Annotated in this window: 14 protein-coding genes and 1 other RNA gene; 9 read left to right on the top strand and 6 right to left on the bottom strand. The window is 54.1% G+C overall.

Features of this window, described 5'->3' with window-relative positions; genetic code table 11:
- Window positions 1–3: 3 nt before the first annotated feature.
- Window positions 4–1,257, top strand: a complete 1,254-nt coding sequence (locus VRZ32_RS08285; RefSeq protein WP_414525277.1) for a D-amino acid dehydrogenase — start codon at window positions 4–6, stop codon at window positions 1,255–1,257.
- Here the strand turns inward: VRZ32_RS08285 and VRZ32_RS08280 are convergent.
- From VRZ32_RS08280 to VRZ32_RS08265, 4 genes are all read right to left on the bottom strand, one after another.
- A complete protein-coding gene (locus VRZ32_RS08280) occupies window positions 1,228–1,473 on the bottom strand; it encodes a ribbon-helix-helix domain-containing protein (protein ID WP_414525276.1) in 246 nt (81 codons plus the stop codon). The two genes, VRZ32_RS08285 and VRZ32_RS08280, sit on opposite strands and share 30 nt — an antisense overlap.
- Window positions 1,470–1,688 (bottom strand): DUF4169 family protein, encoded by a 219-nt coding sequence (locus tag VRZ32_RS08275; protein ID WP_414525275.1) that lies wholly within the window; start codon window positions 1,686–1,688, stop codon window positions 1,470–1,472. The genes VRZ32_RS08280 and VRZ32_RS08275 overlap by 4 nt, the downstream gene beginning before the upstream one ends.
- A gap of 11 nt (window positions 1,689–1,699) precedes the next feature.
- A complete protein-coding gene (gene fumC / locus VRZ32_RS08270; protein ID WP_414525274.1) occupies window positions 1,700–3,091 on the bottom strand; it encodes a class II fumarate hydratase in 1,392 nt (463 codons plus the stop codon).
- A gap of 429 nt (window positions 3,092–3,520) precedes the next feature.
- Entirely contained in the window at window positions 3,521–4,186 is a 666-nt protein-coding gene (locus tag VRZ32_RS08265; protein WP_414525273.1) for an SspB family protein, read from the bottom strand.
- 401 nt (window positions 4,187–4,587) lie between these two features.
- Here VRZ32_RS08265 and VRZ32_RS08260 point away from each other — a divergent pair, with 401 nt between their 5' ends.
- Window positions 4,588–5,040, top strand: coding sequence for a hypothetical protein (locus tag VRZ32_RS08260; RefSeq protein WP_414525272.1), 453 nt, complete (start codon window positions 4,588–4,590; stop codon window positions 5,038–5,040).
- Window positions 5,041–5,265: 225 nt separating this feature from the next.
- Here the strand turns inward: VRZ32_RS08260 and ssrA are convergent.
- Window positions 5,266–5,630, bottom strand: a transfer-messenger RNA (tmRNA) gene (gene ssrA / locus VRZ32_RS08255).
- Between the two features lie 261 nt (window positions 5,631–5,891).
- Between ssrA and VRZ32_RS08250 the strand changes: the two genes are divergently transcribed.
- From VRZ32_RS08250 to hflC, 4 genes are all read left to right on the top strand, one after another.
- Window positions 5,892–6,686, top strand: a complete 795-nt coding sequence (locus VRZ32_RS08250) for a thymidylate synthase (protein WP_414525271.1) — start codon at window positions 5,892–5,894, stop codon at window positions 6,684–6,686.
- Window positions 6,687–6,690: 4 nt separating this feature from the next.
- Window positions 6,691–7,254: a dihydrofolate reductase gene (locus VRZ32_RS08245; RefSeq protein ID WP_414525270.1), complete on the top strand. Its 564-nt coding sequence runs from the start codon at window positions 6,691–6,693 to the stop codon at window positions 7,252–7,254.
- Between the two features lie 334 nt (window positions 7,255–7,588).
- The gene (gene hflK, locus VRZ32_RS08240; protein ID WP_414525269.1) at window positions 7,589–8,743 is read left to right on the top strand and encodes an FtsH protease activity modulator HflK; all 1,155 of its coding nucleotides are present in this window, start codon (window positions 7,589–7,591) and stop codon (window positions 8,741–8,743) included.
- Entirely contained in the window at window positions 8,740–9,630 is an 891-nt protein-coding gene (gene hflC, locus VRZ32_RS08235; RefSeq protein WP_414525268.1) for a protease modulator HflC, read from the top strand. Before hflK ends, hflC begins: the two co-directional genes overlap by 4 nt.
- A gap of 312 nt (window positions 9,631–9,942) precedes the next feature.
- Here hflC and lepA read toward each other — a convergent pair whose 3' ends face one another.
- A complete protein-coding gene (gene lepA, locus VRZ32_RS08230; protein WP_414525267.1) occupies window positions 9,943–11,748 on the bottom strand; it encodes a translation elongation factor 4 in 1,806 nt (601 codons plus the stop codon).
- Between the two features lie 209 nt (window positions 11,749–11,957).
- Between lepA and VRZ32_RS08225 the strand changes: the two genes are divergently transcribed.
- The 3 genes from VRZ32_RS08225 (at window position 11,958) to ppdK (ending at window position 18,214) form a co-directional block, all read left to right on the top strand.
- Window positions 11,958–12,908: a glycine--tRNA ligase subunit alpha gene (locus VRZ32_RS08225; protein WP_414525266.1), complete on the top strand. Its 951-nt coding sequence runs from the start codon at window positions 11,958–11,960 to the stop codon at window positions 12,906–12,908.
- A gap of 63 nt (window positions 12,909–12,971) precedes the next feature.
- The gene (glyS, locus tag VRZ32_RS08220; RefSeq protein ID WP_414525265.1) at window positions 12,972–15,116 is read left to right on the top strand and encodes a glycine--tRNA ligase subunit beta; all 2,145 of its coding nucleotides are present in this window, start codon (window positions 12,972–12,974) and stop codon (window positions 15,114–15,116) included.
- Between the two features lie 419 nt (window positions 15,117–15,535).
- Complete coding sequence (ppdK, locus tag VRZ32_RS08215; RefSeq protein ID WP_414525264.1) at window positions 15,536–18,214, top strand: pyruvate, phosphate dikinase; 2,679 nt, start codon at window positions 15,536–15,538, stop codon at window positions 18,212–18,214.
- Window positions 18,215–18,242 lie beyond the last annotated feature (28 nt).

Genomic DNA, 18,242 nt, shown 5'->3' with positions numbered 1-18,242 from the left:
AGTATGAAAGTGATTGTCCTTGGCGCGGGTGTCATCGGGGTGACATCAGCATGGTATCTTGCGAAGGCGGGTTGTGAGGTGACTGTCCTCGATCGCCAGTCCGGCCCGGCGCTTGAGACAAGTTTTGCCAATGCTGGCCAGATTTCGCCCGGCTATGCTTCGCCATGGGCGGCACCGAATGTGCCGCTAAAGGCTCTTAAATGGCTATTCATGGAGCATTCACCGCTAATCCTGCGCCCACGCGCTGATGCTGATATGATGGCCTGGCTTGTGCAGATGCTCGGCAACTGCACGCCAGCACGTTATGCAATTAACAAATCACGTATGGTCCGCGTTGCCGAATACAGTCGCGATTGCCTTGATCAATTGCGCACTGAAACTGGCATCAGCTACGATGAGCGCATGCAGGGTACGCTGCAGCTGTTCCGTACCCAGCAGCAGCTGGATAACGTGGGAAAAGATCTGGCGATATTGCGCCAGTTTGGTATGCCGCATGAGGTATTATCGGTTGATGAGTGTGTGGCGGCAGAGCCCGCGCTTGCCCTTACGCGCCACAAAATCGCTGGCGGACTGCGGCTGCCGAACGACGAAACGGGCGATTGCTTCAAGTTCACACAAGGATTGGCGCAACTTGCTGAGCGTGCAGGGGTTACATTCCGCTATGGCGTGGACATCAAGGGCCTCGACGTTTCCGCAGATCGCGTAACAGGCGTGCGCACTGATGCGGGCCTTGAGACTGCGGATCACTATGTTGTCGCGCTAGGTAGCTTCTCACCGCAGCTGCTGAAGCCATTGCAGATGCGCTTGCCGGTTTATCCGGTGAAGGGCTATTCGATTACGGTTGATATCACTGATGCGAATGGCGCGCCTGTTTCAACTGTTTTGGATGAGTCCTACAAAGTTGCCATCACCCGTCTTGGAGATCGTATCCGCGTTGGCGGGATGGCAGAGGTATCAGGCTATCGTCTTAAGCTGCACCCTGATCGCAAAGGCACATTGGCGCTTGTGTTGCACGATCTATTCCCGAACGGCGGTGACCCGTCTCATGCGCAGCTATGGTCAGGCCTGCGTCCTATGACGCCTGATAGCACACCAATTATTGGCACAACGCGTCTGGCGAACCTCTTCACAAACACGGGGCATGGTACGCTTGGTTGGACGATGGCGTGCGGATCAGGGCGTGTGCTGGCAGATATCATCACCGGTAAATCGCCGGATATCGATGCCTCAGACCTGTCGCTTGCCCGTTATAGTTGATGTGGCCTCGCGGTAATGGGCCAGCACAAACAAGCGTATCGCAGATGACAGATTGCTGTCACTGCGATGCGAGTCGATTTCAACGATTAAGCTGGCAACCGATGCACCTTTGATCATAGCGATCTCACGCAATGCGTCCCAAAAAGGTGCTTCGAGTGATACGCTGGTGCGATGTCCTGCAATCATCACCGAGCGTTTAACGACCACGTCCGTCAAGATGGATCGCCATTATCAGAGGTATCGCTGATTAGCTGGATTGGCGAGAGCTGATGTCCATCCAGCAGGCGTTTATCTTTCTCGCGCGCTGCAGCAGTCGTTGCTTTTTCTAACTTGGATGCACCGAAGAGCAGGCGGTTTTGTGCCGCCTGCTCTTCTTTTTGCGATTTTGCGCGCGCCTTGCGGACACGGCGCAGATTGATGACTTCAGCCATCGGGTATCCTATCAGTGCGGCGCCAGCATATCCTGCGGACGCACGATCGCATCGAACTCTTCGCCGGTCACCTTGCCAGACTTCAAAGCTTCTTCGCGAAGCGTCGTGCCATTCTTGTGGGCAGCTTTGGCGATATCCGCTGCTGCATCATAGCCCACTTTAGGCGCAAGTGCGGTGACGAGCATCAACGAGCGCTGCAGCAGATCAGTGATACGATCCTGATTGGCCTTGATGCCTACAACGCAATTGTCGGTGAAGCTGACAGCACCATCAGCCAGCAGGCGCACGGATTGCATGAATGCATAAACAATAACAGGCTTGAACACGTTCAGCTCAAGATGGCCCTGGCTGCCAGCGAACGAAATTGTTGTGCCGTTGCCGATAACCTGTGCTGTCAGCATGGTGACAGCTTCCGACTGGGTCGGGTTAACCTTGCCTGGCATGATTGATGAGCCAGGCTCGTTTTCAGGCAGCGACAGTTCACCAAGACCCGAGCGGGGGCCCGAGCCAAGCAAGCGGATGTCGTTGGCAATCTTGAACATCGCGGTCGCAACGCTGACCAAAGCGCCGTGCGCGAAAACCATGGCATCGTTGCTGGCCAGCGCCTCGAACTTGTTCGGCGCAGTAACGAATGGCTTACCCGTGATCTCTGCAATTTTTGCGGCAAACTGCTCTGCAAACAGCGGATGCGCATTCAATCCGGTGCCAACGGCGGTGCCGCCCTGCGCCAGCGGATAGAGCGATTTGATGCTCGTTTTTACGTGCGCGATGCCGGTTGCGATCTGCGCAGCATAACCGGAAAATTCCTGGCCTAGTGTTACAGGAGTTGCATCCTGCAAGTGCGTGCGGCCAATCTTGATGATGTCCTTGAACTCTGCCGACTTCGCAAGCAGTGCTTTGTGCAGGTGCTCCAGCGCAGGCAACAAGCGGCTGCTGATATCGAGAACGGCCGCAATGTGAATAGCTGTCGGGAAGGTATCGTTCGACGACTGGCCGCAATTAACATGATCGTTAGGATGCACAGGCGTCTTGGAACCACGCGGAGCACCAAGAATCTCATTCGCGCGGTTGGCGATGACCTCGTTGGCGTTCATGTTCGACTGCGTGCCCGAACCTGTTTGCCAGACAGCCAGCGGGAAGTGGTCATCAAACTTGCCGTCGATAACTTCTTGTGCAGCGGTGGCAATGGCGTCTGCGACCTTGTTATCAAGCACGCCAAGATCCTTGTTCACCAGAGCAGCTGCACGTTTCACCAGCGCAAGTGCATGAACAAGCGGAAGTGGCATTTTTTCTGTGCCAATGCGGAAATTCTCAAGCGAGCGCTGGGATTGCGCGCCCCAGTAGCGGTCCGCAGCCACTTCAATCGGGCCAAAGGAATCGGTTTCGATACGAGTCTGCGACATCAGACGCTCCTTGGAACGGCGATGCGCTCAACCTTTGCAAGCGCACGCTCAAAGCCACACGCGCAAGGCATGCCCGCATTCTGGAGTGGCGCCGATCAGCCAGGATCGGAAAGCGCTCTAAATTTACGCGGGCGATGCTTTGCTTTTCACTGGTAAGCATGGCGCAGCGCCACACTCCATTGGAGCAGAGGTATAGCCGTACTACAGCACATCCGCCAAGAGGGCTTTCTGCGGCAGCAATCTATTATCACGATAAATCAGGTGACGAACCGTTGCTTTTGTCACTTACGCTGTAAAATAGCGGCACATCCAGGGGCAATTTGCCATGATTATACCGCTGCGCATGATCACAGACGGTTGGCATGTGCACTGGATGCGCTGAACCATTCCCTTTCGAGTCTGAAATGGTTCATGCTCCTTTATTACGGATCAGGTGTTTTTCTTGCGAAACGCATCAAGCCGCACAACCTGTGCACCTGTATGCTCGGTTTCGTTTTCAGAGGCATCATCCGCATCAGGTTTGGATGAGGGTTCTTCGCCCTGATTTTTTGTAACCGCGTTTTCTGCATCCGGCGCCGATGTTGCTTCTTCAGATGAGGACGTTGCGCCGGTTACTTCATCAGCGTTGTTGGACGATGCGACTTCGAAGACGCGGCGTGGGAAAACGCCTTGCGTTACCTGCCCGGTCTCTTCTTCATCATCATCGCTGTCGTCCGCATCATCCTCATCGTCGATGTCCACGCCTGACTCAAAGCGCAACCCGAAATCGACCGAGCGGTCAAAAAATCCTGTAAGTGCTTCGAAAGGCACCACCAATTTTTCCGGCACGCCCTTGAATGACAGGCCGACCTCAAAAGCTTGTTCGGTCACCGTAAGGTCCCAGAACTGGTGCTGGAGGACGATCGTCATCTCAGTCGGGTATTCGGCGCGCATGCGGTTGGAAAGGCGTACGCCAGGATGCTGCGTGTGAAAGGTGATGTAAAAGTGATGCTCGCCCGGCAATCCGTCGCGCACAACATCAGTCAGAACCCGTCTTACAACGCCGCGAAGAGCGTCCTGAACATGGAGGTCGTAACGAATAAAATCCTGAGCCATTTACGAGTGCCTGAAACTACCTGATGCTATGACAACCTTGATGCCAGACTTGCAGGCATCTATGCAAGCCCCAACAAGTATCAATAGCGCTGAAACTGTCAAGAAATCGATTCACCTGAGCGGCGATATCATGCCGTTCTGTAGGAAAATCATTATATCACAAGTTGTTGATAGAATGTTCCAGCTGCCGTTAGGATGACATTGTCTGCGCCGGCTGGCATGCAATAACTTTATGCCTTGCAATCAGGCGTGTTGCCGTAACTCTGCCGTAATGTTGACTAAATATATTAAAAGGTATGAAGCTAACAACATCTACAAAATCTTAAATATTACCACCGCGGAGCATTGTCCGCGTTTGGTCTGATGCTTTGGGTATGCATTCTTTTAATAAGGGGTGGGCGATGGTAGGCGTCGGTGAAAATCACTTGAATCGTTTTAATTCTTTGATCCGTGCTGGGGATTCTTCCAAGCGTAATGATGAGGCCGCTGGCGCCGGCAAGCCGGTTATTTCTCCTGCAAATGGCATGCAGGTTCTAATTTCCGTGATCCTTCAGCAAAAAGCCGATATGACCATCAATTCGGACATCCAGACCATTGCTTTTGATATGCTTACTCGCCAAGGAGAGGCATTGACGGAAATGGGCAAGCTGTTCCTGGACATGCTTATCAAAACGGCTGATGCAGCGCAAAAAGAGGATGAGGCAATAAAAATAGATAACGACTTCTTTGAACAAAAAGCACAGCATAAACGTGATCTCGAAAAAAGAAGCGTTGCTAATATTATCCTTACGCAAGAAAATACGCGCCGGGAAACTCTCCGCCGAATTCAGCAAAAGAGTTCTTTTGCCATATAGATTAAATGCTTTTCATAAGCATCAGTAATCAGGATAAACAGTCAAGAGTCCATATCCAAATGGGCTCTTGTAATTTTTGTTTATGAAATTTTTAAATAAACCAAGCACTTGCAGTAAAATGCGAAATATAATTTTGCTGGCTAATCCAGATTTTTCAGACGCAGAGACACTCGATCCGCTGTCCGCAGCTCGAATTACATAGAGAAGTGCTTTATTAGAATGGAAAGTGGAGGCTTCTGTTGCCAGGTGCCTCCGAACCCCGCCTTACGGGGCTAACCGCAAGGACTTCAAGTAATGGTTACTTTTGCTGCATTACGCAGCTTGAGCAACCGGAGCATAGTTATCGTTTGCAACTATTGCTATGGCCCGATAACGGCGGAACCATTCCGAACGAAAGCACATCCTTTACACCCTCGTCGATCCTATTTCGCCCCCGCCGAAAGCCAACGCTATACGTTGCGCTGGCCTTTGGTGGAGGCGCCGGGTACCGCCCCCGGGTCCGAAAGGCTTATTACGATGACCATTTATCGCCATATCTGTCTTGCGACAGCTCTTCAGATATAGGAGCGATTCTGGTTCGAGGGAAGAGGTATTTTAAAGGAAAATTTCCAGCAGCAATCCTGGCATTAAGGTGGTGCATGGAAGCCCGGTCTATTTTCGGGTAAAACAGCCTTAATTTTATTTTTGGCGCTTTTAACATCGAGCAAGAGTGGTGCATATATTAAAAAAGTATGAAAAGCCGAATCTGTTAATGCTCTGTTTTGGCGCTTTACAGTCTGGCTAATGTCCCACTCACTGTGTTCACGCGCAGTTTGGTGGGCGCAATGCCGAGCACTGAAGGATTTTATGGAATGCGCGCTTACCTAGATTTGCTCGACCGCATCATGAAAGACGGAACCCGCAAGGATGACCGCACAGGTACGGGAACAATATCATTGTTCGGGCAGCAAATGCGGTTTGACCTTTCTGAAGGTTTTCCGTTGGTCACGACCAAGCGTGTTCATCTGAAATCGGTGGTGCATGAATTACTGTGGTTCCTGCGCGGTGACACCAATATTGCTTACCTGCGCGAACATGGCGTTAGCATTTGGGATGAATGGGCGGATGAAAAGGGTGATCTTGGCCCCGTCTATGGCAAGCAATGGCGCGCATTTGCAGGTGCCAATGGCGAGACAGTGGATCAAATCGCGTGGGTGCTGAATGAGATCAGGCATAATCCTGATTCACGCCGCCTTGTCGTCAGCGCCTGGAACCCGGTCGATATTCCGAAGATGGCGCTTGCACCTTGCCATTGCCTGTTTCAGTTTTATGTCGCGAATGGCAAGCTTTCATGCCAACTGTACCAACGCTCAGCTGATGTTTTCCTCGGTGTCCCGTTCAATATTGCAAGCTATGCGTTGTTGACGGCACTTATGGCGCACGTGTGCGGGCTGGAAGTTGGTGAGTTTGTGATTACCTTTGGTGATGCACATCTGTACCTTAACCATATGGAGCAGGCGCAAACCCAGCTTGAGCGCGCGCCACGGCCTCTGCCAAAGCTGCATATCAGCAAGGATCTTACTGATCTGTTCGAGGTGCGGGCGGAAGATATCCTTGTTGAAGGTTATGATCCACATCCGGCAATCAAGGCGCCTGTAGCGGTCTAAGGCGATGGTAGCAAACATTTTGCATTATCCGGTGGTGATTGTTGCGGCAGTTGCGCAGAATGGCGTGATTGGCGTGAACAATACACTGCCATGGCGATTGGGCAGTGATCTGGCGCGTTTTCGTGCGCTGACCATGGGCAAGCCCGTCATTATGGGACGCAAGACATTCGAATCGCTTCCACCTGCGCGCCCTGGCAAAGGCCGTTTACCCGGCAGGCCTCTCGTGGTGCTAAGTCGTTCTTCCTTTGCTGTATCAGCTGATGATGGCGAAGTGGTGCGAGCATCCAGTTTCGATGAGGCGCTAACACTGGCGAATGATTTGGCGCAACGCGATAACGCTGGCGAGATTGTGATCGCTGGGGGGGGTGATGTGTTTGCGCAAGCATTACCTATTACCCAGCGGCTTCATCTCACGTGGGTTGAGGCGTTGCCGCATGGGGATGCCTTCTTCCCCCCCATTGATCCAGCGGCTTTTCGTGAAGTATTGCGTGAAGCGCATAGTGCGGGTGAACGGGACGACCATGCTTTTGCTTTTGTTGACTATGAGCGACAAAGCTCGCCTCTTTGAGGGTGAAAAAGGCGCTCAGAGCTTGACTGCGCCGCCATGGCCACCCAAGTTGCCAAACAGGTTATATAGCATTTGAGATTCAATTGGACGTAGAGGCTGGAAGGTAAAGCGATCTGCAACCACTGCTAATGATTCAAGGATAATGCCAATCGCTTTCGAGCAGGGCGATTTGTGTTTGAATTGGACCATCGTTGGATGCACAACGCTTTTGCTTTGGAATTTTCCCGCGACTTGCGTTCAATTGCTAAATCACATTGAATGCAAACAGCTTTAGGCGCTCCGTATCTTTGCGGAGAATCAAAATCAAGACTTCAGAATAAGGAATGGCTGACTTATGCCTTGGAGTAACCAGAGCGGCGGTCCTTGGGGCCAGAAACCACAAGGACCGTGGGGCACGGGGCCGCAAGGCGGCGGGGGCGGGCAACAGCCCGATCTTGAAGATATGCTGCGACGCGGGCAGGATAAGCTGAAGGGGTTTATCCCTGGTGGCGGCGGCGGCTTTCGTGGTTTTGCTGTCATCGGCCTGGGAGCTATTTTGCTTTGGCTGGCGACGGGCTTTTATACCGTACGCCCCGATGAAGTTGGCCTAAATCTGATTTTCGGGCGCTATGTTGGCAAAACGGGCGAGGGGTTGCGTTATAATTTCCCTTACCCGATTGGTAGCGTTATCAAGCCGCGCGTGACAACGGTGAACACCATCGAAGTTGGGCAGCGGACGGGAGATACTTCGCAGCGAATTACCCAACGCGAAGTGCCAGAAGAAAGCCTGATGTTGACCGGCGATGAGAATATCGTCGACATCAACTTCACTGTGCAATGGCAGGTGAGCCCCACCGATCCGCAGAACTACGTTTTCAACCTGAAAAATCCTGATGCCTCAATCAAGGCCGTGGCCGAAAGTGCCATGCGTGAAGAGGTTGGTCGCCGTAACATTCAGGCTGTTCTAACGAGCGATCGTGGCCCTATCGAAGAAGAAGTGCGCAAGCTTATGCAGACTCAGCTTGATGAGTATGGCGCGGGCGTGGAAATTCGCCAGGTACAGCTGCAAAAAGTTGATCCTCCGCAGCAGGTGATTGATGCGTTCCGTGATGTGCAGGCAGCGCGGCAGGATCAGGACCGCGTGCGCAATGAGGCCGAAACCTATGCCAGCCGTGTCGTGCCTGAAGCGCGAGGTGAAGCCACACGTATTATTCAGGCCGCAGAAGGTTATCGTGAAGGTGTAGTAGCCGATGCACGTGGTGCGGCGTCGCGCTTCACACAGGTCTATGAGACATATAAGACGGCACCTGCCGTTACCCGTGAGCGCATGTTTATCGAAACGTTGGAAAAAGTGTTGGGTGGTTCTGATAAGGTTATTCTGGATCAAAAGGGTGGACAAGGCGCGCTGCCGTTACTGCCGCTCGGAACCTTGCAAGGCTCTGATACGCCATCACAACGTAATGTTGGTGGTCAGACCGGGACAGTGATCCAGCAGGGGGCAGGTCGATGAACGCTCAAACATTTAAAGTCGTAGGTGTTGTTGCCCTCGTTGTGGCATTGTTTGTGCTTTTAAGCGCGACATTTATCGTCAATCAAACTGAACAGGCACTTGTTTTGCGCTTCGGCGGTGTACGCTCTGTTGCAACAAAGCCAGGGCTGTACTTCAAGCTGCCGCTGATTGAAAACGTGGTTTATATCGATAACCGCGTACTCGATCTCGATCTACCGGAACAGGAAGTCATTGCTGCGGACCAGAAGCGCCTCGTCGTAGATGCCTTTGCCCGTTATAAGGTGACGGATCCAGTGCGTTTTTACCAAACCGTCAACAACATCGCTGGTGCAAACTTGCGATTGGCCAACATCATTAACTCGACAGCGCGTTCCGTGCTTGCTGAGGCGACATTCACCGATATCGTTCGCACAAACCGTTCGGGTTTGATGAACACCATCAGGCAAGAGGTGAATCGTCAGGCGCAAGGACTTGGGCTGACCGTGATTGATGTGCGGTTGCGTCGGGCTGACTTGCCACAGCAGAATAGTGAAGCGGTGTTCCAGCGTATGCAGACCGAGCGTCAGCGTGAAGCGGCAGATATTCGTGCTCAAGGTTCGCAGCTCGCTCAAGGCATTCGTGCCCGCGCAGATCGTGATGTCACAGTGATCAAGGCTGATGCTAACCAGCAAGCGCAGCAAGTGCGCGGTCAGGGGGATGCGCAGGTAAACAGCATTCTTGCTGAAGCCTACAATCGCGATCCGGAGTTCTTTGCCTTTTTCCGTTCGTTGCAGGCTTATGGTGCAAGTCTTTCAGGCAATGGAACGCGCTGGGTTCTATCGCCGGATTCTCCATTCTTCCGCTTTTTGAATGGTGACGGTGCGCCTTCGACGCCAGCCGAACGATAGGATTCTATGGGGCAAATGCATTATCTGACTAACTGGCATTTGCTCTGGGCGGGATAAAAATGAGCTGGAATAGAGCGGTGGGCATCTGTCAGGGGCCCACCGTTTTCTTTTTGACGGGCGTTTCAGCATTTCCATTTCAGGGTCGCATAATAAGGATGCGATCATATGCAATACGAACAAAAAAATAGAGCGCCATTGCGTATGACTTACGCAATGGCGCTCTATTTCTTAGAAATGCATTATCAAGCTTGATCGCTACAGCAAGCAGATAGCGAGGATACCGCTTGACTGCCTGCTAGAGGATTATATGCATCAATCGTCCATTTTGAGGGCGGCAATGAAGGCTTCTTGCGGGATCTCCACCTTGCCGAACTGACGCATGCGCTTCTTGCCTTCCTTCTGCTTATCAAGCAGCTTGCGCTTACGCGAAACGTCACCACCGTAACATTTGGCTGTCACATCCTTGCGTAGCGCACGGATGGTTTCACGCGCAATGATCTTGCCGCCAATTGCTGCCTGAACAGGAATCTGGAACATATGCGGTGGGATCAGCTCTTTAAGCTTTTCGCACATTGCTCGCCCACGTGCCTCGGCGCGCGTGCGGTGCACGAGCATGGATAGCGCATCCACTGGCTCAGCGTTCACGAGCAGCGACATTTTAACCAGATCGCCAACCCGGTATTCAGTGATCTGATAATCGAACGACGCATAGCCCTTCGATACCGACTTTAGGCGATCGTAGAAGTCGAAAACCACTTCGTTCAGCGGTAGATCGTAGACCACCATTGCGCGCTTGCCGACGTAGTTGAGATCAACCTGCTCGCCACGTCTATCCTGACAAAGCTTGATAATCGATCCCAGGTATTCGTCCGGCGTGAGAATCGTCGCCCGAATCCATGGCTCGGCAATCTCTTCGATCTTCATGACGTCCGGCATATCGGCTGGATTGTGAAGATCAACAGAGGTGCCGTCGCGCATCTTCAGCTGATAGACAACCGATGGTGCCGTGGAAATCAGGTCAAGATTGAACTCGCGTTCCAGCCGTTCCTGAATGATTTCAAGATGAAGCAGGCCGAGGAAGCCGCAGCGGAAACCAAAGCCAAGCGCTGCCGACGTCTCCATCTCGAATGAGAAGCTGGCGTCGTTCAGGCGTAGCTTACCCATGGCTGCGCGAAGATCTTCAAATTGGGCAGCATCAACAGGGAAAAGGCCGCAGAACACAACTGGCTGAACCGGCTTGAAGCCTGGCAATGCTTCCACGCAGGGACGCTTGTCATCGGTGATGGTATCGCCAACGGCAGTGTCTGCTACTTCCTTGATTGAGGCTGTGAGAAAGCCTACTTCGCCCGGTCCCAGCATATCAACGGTCGACATCTTGGGGCGGAAAACACCGATGCGGTCAACACCATAGGTGGCGTTTGTTCCGATCATGCGGATATTCTGACCCTTTTTCAACTGTCCATCAATGATGCGCACAAGCACCACCACACCAAGGTAGGCGTCGTACCAGCTATCAACCAGCAGCGCCTTCAGCGGAGCCGTTTCATCCCCTTTAGGTGGTGGCAGACGGGTGACGATGGCTTCGAGGACGCCTTCAATATTGATGCCTGTCTTGGCTGAGATTTCCACAGCTTCAGATGCATCAATGCCGATCACTTCCTCAATCTGCTCCTTGACGCGCTCTGGCTCAGCGGCGGGCAGATCGATCTTGTTGAGGACGGGTACGATTTCGTGGTTGGCATCGATCGCTTGATACACGTTCGCCAGCGTTTGTGCTTCAACGCCTTGCGAAGCATCAACCACCAGCAAAGAGCCTTCGCATGCGGCGAGCGAACGCGAGACTTCGTAAGCGAAGTCGACGTGGCCGGGTGTGTCCATCAGGTTCAGGATGTAAACCTTGCCATCCTTGGCCTTGTATTCAAGGCGCACTGTCTGGGCCTTGATGGTAATGCCGCGCTCGCGCTCGATGTCCATGTTGTCGAGCACCTGCTCGACCATCTCGCGGTCAGACACGGCGCCCGTCTTCTGAATAAGACGGTCGGCGAGTGTCGACTTGCCATGGTCGATGTGGGCGACGATTGAAAAATTACGGATGTTGTCAAAGCTGTGCGCGGTCATGGCAACGCCATATCAGTCCGCGCGCGCTTCGCCAAGAGCATCATTGCGTGACATACGTGAATTATTTGTAGAAGACGCCATCATGATGCCGCCAATGGGTGCTTTGCAAAGGGTGTTTTTTACGACCAGCTTGACTTGAGGCGCTCGCGCACTAGTTTGACGCATCCCATTTATTGCTCCCCTGAGGGGCCAGTTCGATAAAGATCGCGATGACCACGCCCGACAATTATGCACCAAGCCTGCACGATCCGCTGCATCCCACGCGTTCATTTCAGGGACTTATCCTGACATTGCAACGGTTTTGGGCTGCTGAAGGCTGCGTCATCCTCCAGCCGTATGATATGGAAGTAGGGGCGGGCACTTCGCATCCGGGCACCATGCTGCGCTCTTTGGGGCCAAAACCCTGGAAGGCTGCTTATGTGCAACCTTCGCGTCGTCCCAAGGATGGGCGTTATGGAGAAAATCCTAACAGACTCCAGCATTATTACCAGTTTCAGGTGATCCTGAAGCCGAATCCGCCGAATCTGCAGGAGCTTTATCTGCGTTCCCTCGATGCGATCGGTATTGATACGCAGCTGCATGACATCCGATTCGTTGAAGACGACTGGGAGAATCCAACCCTTGGCGCCTGGGGGTTGGGCTGGGAATGCTGGTGCGATGGCATGGAGGTGAGCCAGTTTACTTACTTCCAGCAGGTTGCAGGCATTGAATGCTCGCCTGTTTCGGGTGAGTTGACCTACGGACTTGAGCGGCTGGCATGCTATCTGCAGAACGTTGAGAGCATTATGGATCTCAACTTCAACGGTCGCGTGGGCGCTGATAAGGTGACCTACCGTGAGGTATTTTTGCAGGCCGAGCAGGAATATTCGCGCTACAATTTTGAGCATGCCAATACAGAGGCGCTCTTCCGCCGCTTCCGTGAGGCTGAAGAAGAGTGCAGAGCCCTGCTTGAAAAGGGGGCCGATGCTGAAAATGGCCGTCATCTTATGGTGCAGCCCGCGTATGACCAGTGCCTCAAGGCTGGCCATGCGTTCAATCTGCTCGATGCGCGCGGCGTGATTTCTGTGACGGAGCGTCAGAGCTACATTCTACGGGTGCGCGAGCTTGCCAAGGCGTGCGGTGCAGCGTGGTTATTGACGGAGGGCGGTGGCGCAAGTTGATGCGCTAATACCCCTTGCTCACCCCGACTGCTCTTTCGCGATCCAATAGAAAAGCCTTATCCGATGCCCGATCTGCTTCTTGAACTTCACTCGGAAGAAATTCCCGCCCGCATGCAGCGCAAGGCTGCCGACGACCTGAAAAAACTCATCACTGATGCGTTAGTCGAGCAAGGCCTCGTTTATGAGGGGGCGCAGGCGTATGTTACTCCGCGCCGTCTTGCGTTGCAGGTGGTGGGCCTTCCTGTGCGCCAGCCCGATGTTGAAGAAGAGCGTAAAGGTCCGCGTGTGGGTGCGCCAGAGGCGGCGCTTCAGGGCTTTTTGAAGAGCGCCGGGCTTGACAGCATTGATGAGGCGGAAATCGTTTCGGATGCCAAGAAGGGCGAGTTTTACGTTGCGCGCATCCGCCGTGAGGGGCGTGAGACGGTGGCGGTTCTGGCGGAGATTATACCGGCTGTCGTGCGCAGTTTCCCGTGGCCAAAGTCCATGCGGTGGGGGGCGGCTTCAGCAGCACCTGGCAGTATGCGATGGGTGCGCCCGCTTCAGTCCATCCTTTGCACGTTCGGGCCGGAGACGGAGATCCCCGATGTCGTGCAGTTTGATATCGATGGGCTGAAAGCCTCTGATGTCACAAATGGCCACCGCTTTGTGCCAGGTGAGCCGATTCTCGTGCGCCGCTTTGATGATTATATTGCAGCGCTGGAGAAGGCGCGCGTTGTGCTCGACCTTGATGAGCGTAAGCGCCGCATTCTGGCTGATGCCAACACGCTTGCTTTTGCGCAAGGCTACGAGATTGTGCCTGATGAAGGGTTGCTTGAGGAAGTCGGCGGGCTGGTTGAGTGGCCAGTCGTGCTGATGGGTAGCTTCGACGAGGCTTATCTCGCTGTGCCGCCTGAGGTTATCCGCGCCACGATTCGCGCCAACCAAAAGTGCTTTGTGCTGACCAGGGGCGAAAATGGCAAGTTAGCCAACCGCTTCATTCTGGTAGCAAACATTGAGGCCAAGGATGGTGGCGCTGCCATCGTTGCTGGGAATGAGCGGGTGGTGCGGGCGCGCCTTTCCGATGCGAAGTTCTTCTGGGAGACGGATCAGAAGTCATTGCCGGAGTTCTCTGGCAGCGCGCTAAAGCCTCTCGATCAGCGGTTGGAGCGTTTGCGGGCGCTTAATATCGTGTTCCATGAGAAACTCGGCACGCAGGCCGCGCGCATTGAGCGGCTTGCCAGGCTCGCACGCCATATTGCGCCGCTTGTTGGTGCTGATGCCGATAAGGCTGAGCGCGCAGCGTTTCTTTCCAAGGCCGATCTGGTCACCGAGATGGTGGGCGAGTTCCCTGAATTACAGGGCCTGATGGGGCGCTATTATGCTATTGCGCAAGGTGAGGATGCGTCTGTCGCTGCTGCAATCGAGGAGCATTACAAGCCGCAGGGGCCTTCAGACTCCGTGCCATCCGATCCGGTTTCGGTTGCGCTGGCGCTGGCTGACAAGCTCGATACTTTGGCGGGTTTCTGGGCAATCAATGAGAAGCCAACCGGCTCCAAGGATCCGTTTGCACTTCGGCGCGCAGCGCTGGGCGTGATCCGGCTTGTACTGGAGAACAACCACCGTCTGGCGCTGTCCCAACTGATCGCTGCAGCGCTTGAGGCACTGCCGGTTAAGGCGGACCATGCTGCAATCACGGCTGATCTGTTATCGTTCTTCGCTGATCGGTTGACGGTTTATCTGCGCGACAAGGGCGCGCGGCATGATCTGATTGCTGCAGTATTTGCGCTTGGTGGACAGGATGACCTGGCGTTGATCGTGCGCCGGGTAGAAGCGCTTGGCCGCTTCCTTGAGACGGAAGATGGCATCAACCTGCTTGCTGGCTATCGGCGTGCGGCCAATATCCTGCGAATTGAGGAAAAGAAGGATGGGCGCGCCTATGATGGCGGCCCTGATGCGACAATTATCCTAGGACGCGGTCAGCTTGAAGAGAAGGTGCTGATCGAAGCTCTGCGTGCTGCCCGCGAAACAGCACAGGCCGCGGTTGCGCGGGAAGACTTTGAAGCCGCGATGCGCGCGTTGGCAGATTTACGCCCTGCTGTTGATGCCTTCTTTGACAAAGTGACCGTAAATGCTGATGAGGCTGATTTACGGGTGAACCGCCTGAAATTGCTTGATGCATTGCGTGTTGCAACGCACGCCGTGGCTAATTTTGGCGTGATTGCTGGATAAGACGCGCATGACTATCAGCATGCGTTTTATGCAATGTCTTAGATACCAAGTGCACATTATGTCGTCTATCCGTCATATTTGTGCAATGCCGCATTGCTTTTTTGATGCGAATGAGCCACTTCAGCTGGGTTCGGATTTGCATCCTGTCTGCGGCATACATATGCAGCGGATGATACCATATAAAAGCAGGAGCGCTGCTGCATAGGGGGCGTTTGTTGCTGAGCAAAGGATGACGTGGCGGTTGACGACACGGCGCCATGTCGGAGTAGGGCGCTGATCCATGCCGGATCAGTGTCAGGTGGCTTGAAGCGGGATGGGGTGATGCGCAGGCATTACGCCGTTCCTTAGTTGAAGCATATCGTTCTCTGAAATGGCGCGTGCGCTATGATCAGGGATCATGCTCAAAAAGGCGAACGCCAATGACGAAATGGGTTTATACATTCGGTGATGGTCAGGCTGAGGGCGCATCGAGCTTGCGCAACCTGCTTGGTGGTAAGGGTGCAAACCTTGCCGAGATGGCGAATCTAGGGCTCCCTGTGCCGCCCGGCTTTACGATCACAACCGATGTCTGCACCTATTATTACGATAATGGTGAGAGCTATCCGCCAGATCTCGTGGCAGCTGTTGACGATGCATTGGCGCTGATTTCGCGCCAAACCGGCAAGGTTTTTGGCGATTCTGCCAACCCGCAGCTCGTTTCGGTGCGTTCAGGCGCGCGCGCTTCCATGCCTGGCATGATGGACACGGTGCTTAATCTTGGCCTCAATGATGAAACCGTGGTTGCCGTGGCCAAAGCCTCTGGTGATGAGCGTTTCGCGTGGGACAGCTATCGCCGTTTCATTAATATGTTCGGCAACGTGGTGCTTGATGTTGGCCATCATCACTTCGAGGAAGTGCTGGAGATCTACAAAGAGCGCAAGGGCGTTGAGCTGGATACCGATCTGACCGCCGCCGATTGGCAGGAGCTGGTCAAGCAGTACAAGAAAATCGTTGAGCAAGAAACCGGCAAGCCGTTTCCGCAGGATCCTAAAGAGCAGCTGTGGGGCGCAATCAGTGCCGTGTTTGGCTCCTGGATGAACGCGCGCGCTAAAAAGTACCGCGAGCTGCATGATATTCCAGCAAGCTGGGGAACGGCCGTTAACGTGCAGGCCATGGTGTTCGGCAACCGTGGCGAGACCTCGGCGACCGGCGTTGCCTTCACACGGAATCCGTCAACTGGTGAGAAGGAGCTCTATGGCGAGTTCCTGATCAATGCGCAGGGTGAAGATGTGGTTGCGGGTATTCGCACACCGCAGGATATTACCGAAAAGGCACGCATCGCGTCAGGCTCCACCCGTCCATCGCTTGAGAGCGCGTTGCCCGATGCCTATGGCGAATTAGTGCGTATCTACAAGCTGCTTGAGGGACATTATCGCGATATGCAGGATCTCGAATTTACCATCGAGTCCGGCAAGTTGTGGATGCTGCAAACCCGCAACGGCAAGCGCACAGCGAAGGCCGCGCTGAAGATTGCGGTTGATCTTGCGGCTGAAGGTGTCATCACCGAGCGTGAAGCGGTCGCACGGATTGAGCCTGCTGCGCTTGATCAGCTATTGCATCCTACCATCGACCCCAAGGCAGATCGCAAGGTGTTTGCCACCGGCCTGCCAGCCTCACCTGGTGCGGCGTCGGGAGCTGTTGTGTTCACTTCAGAGGCTGCTGAAGAGGCCAAGAAGATGGGGCGCAAGGTTATTCTGGTGCGTGTTGAGACCTCACCGGAAGACATCCACGGCATGCACGCGGCTGAAGGCATTTTGACCACGCGTGGCGGCATGACTTCGCATGCGGCTGTTGTGGCGCGCGGCATGGGCAAGCCCTGTGTATCCGGTGCTGGTACAGTGCGTGTTGATTATGCAGCAGGCACGGTATCTGCAGGTGGTGTGACGCTGAAGGCTGGCGATATCCTGACCATTGATGGTTCAACCGGCCAAGTCATTATCGGCGAAGTGAAGATGCTGGAGCCGGAGCTTTCCGGCGAATTCGCTACCTTGATGGGATGGGCGGATTCCGTGCGTCGCATGAAAGTGCGCGCCAATGCAGAGACACCGCTTGATGCGCGCACCGCACGCAACTTTGGCGCGGAAGGCATTGGCCTTTGCCGCACAGAGCACATGTTCTTTGATGCTGAGCGTATCGTTGCCATGCGTGAGATGATCCTTTCAGATGATGAGGCCGGTCGGCGCGCAGCGCTTGCCAAATTGTTGCCGATGCAGCGCAAGGATTTTGTTGATCTATTCACGATCATGCAGGGATTGCCGGTGACGATCCGTCTGCTTGATCCGCCATTACATGAGTTCCTGCCGCATTCTGATGCAGAAATCGATGAGGTGGCAAATTCTCTGGGCGTATCGGCTGATAAGCTGAAGGCACGTGCACAGGCGTTGCATGAGTTCAACCCGATGCTTGGCTTCCGCGGCGTGCGTCTGGCAATCCTCTATCCCGAAATCGCTGAGATGCAGGCGCGTGCGATCTTTGAAGCGGCTTCGCAGGTCGCGAAGGACACTGGGCAGACGGTAAAGCCCGAAGTGATGGTGCCGCTTGTCATGACGAAGGCGGAGCTTGATCTGACCAAGACGCGCATTGATGCCGTGGCGAAGGCGGTTGCGGACGAAACAGGCGTTGCGCTTGATTATCAGATTGGCACCATGATCGAGTTGCCACGCGCTGCATTGCGTGCGGGTGATATTGCGCAGTCTGCTGAGTTCTTCTCCTTCGGCACGAATGACCTGACGCAAACAACACTTGGGATCAGCCGCGATGATGCCGCGATATTCCTTGGTGATTATACAGCCAAGGGCATTCTGCCATCAGACCCATTCGTGACGATCGATCGTGAAGGCGTGGGTGAGCTTGTTGCATTGGCAGCTGAGCGTGGCAGGGCCACTCGCCCTGATATCAAGCTCGGCATTTGCGGCGAGCATGGTGGTGATCCGGCCTCTATCGCATTCTGCGAAGACACTGGTATGGATTACATATCCTGCTCACCCTACCGCGTGCCAATTGCACGTCTTGCAGCAGCGCAGGCAGCGTTGAAGGTGAAGGCTGAAGGGTTGGCTTAATCTTTATTACCTTTATCGCATTAATGGG

This window comes from Pseudochelatococcus sp. G4_1912 (genome assembly GCF_047501465.1).
Taxonomy (GTDB): Bacteria; Pseudomonadota; Alphaproteobacteria; order Rhizobiales; family Beijerinckiaceae; genus Pseudochelatococcus.
This window is presented reverse-complemented; position numbering and strand designations above follow the sequence as displayed.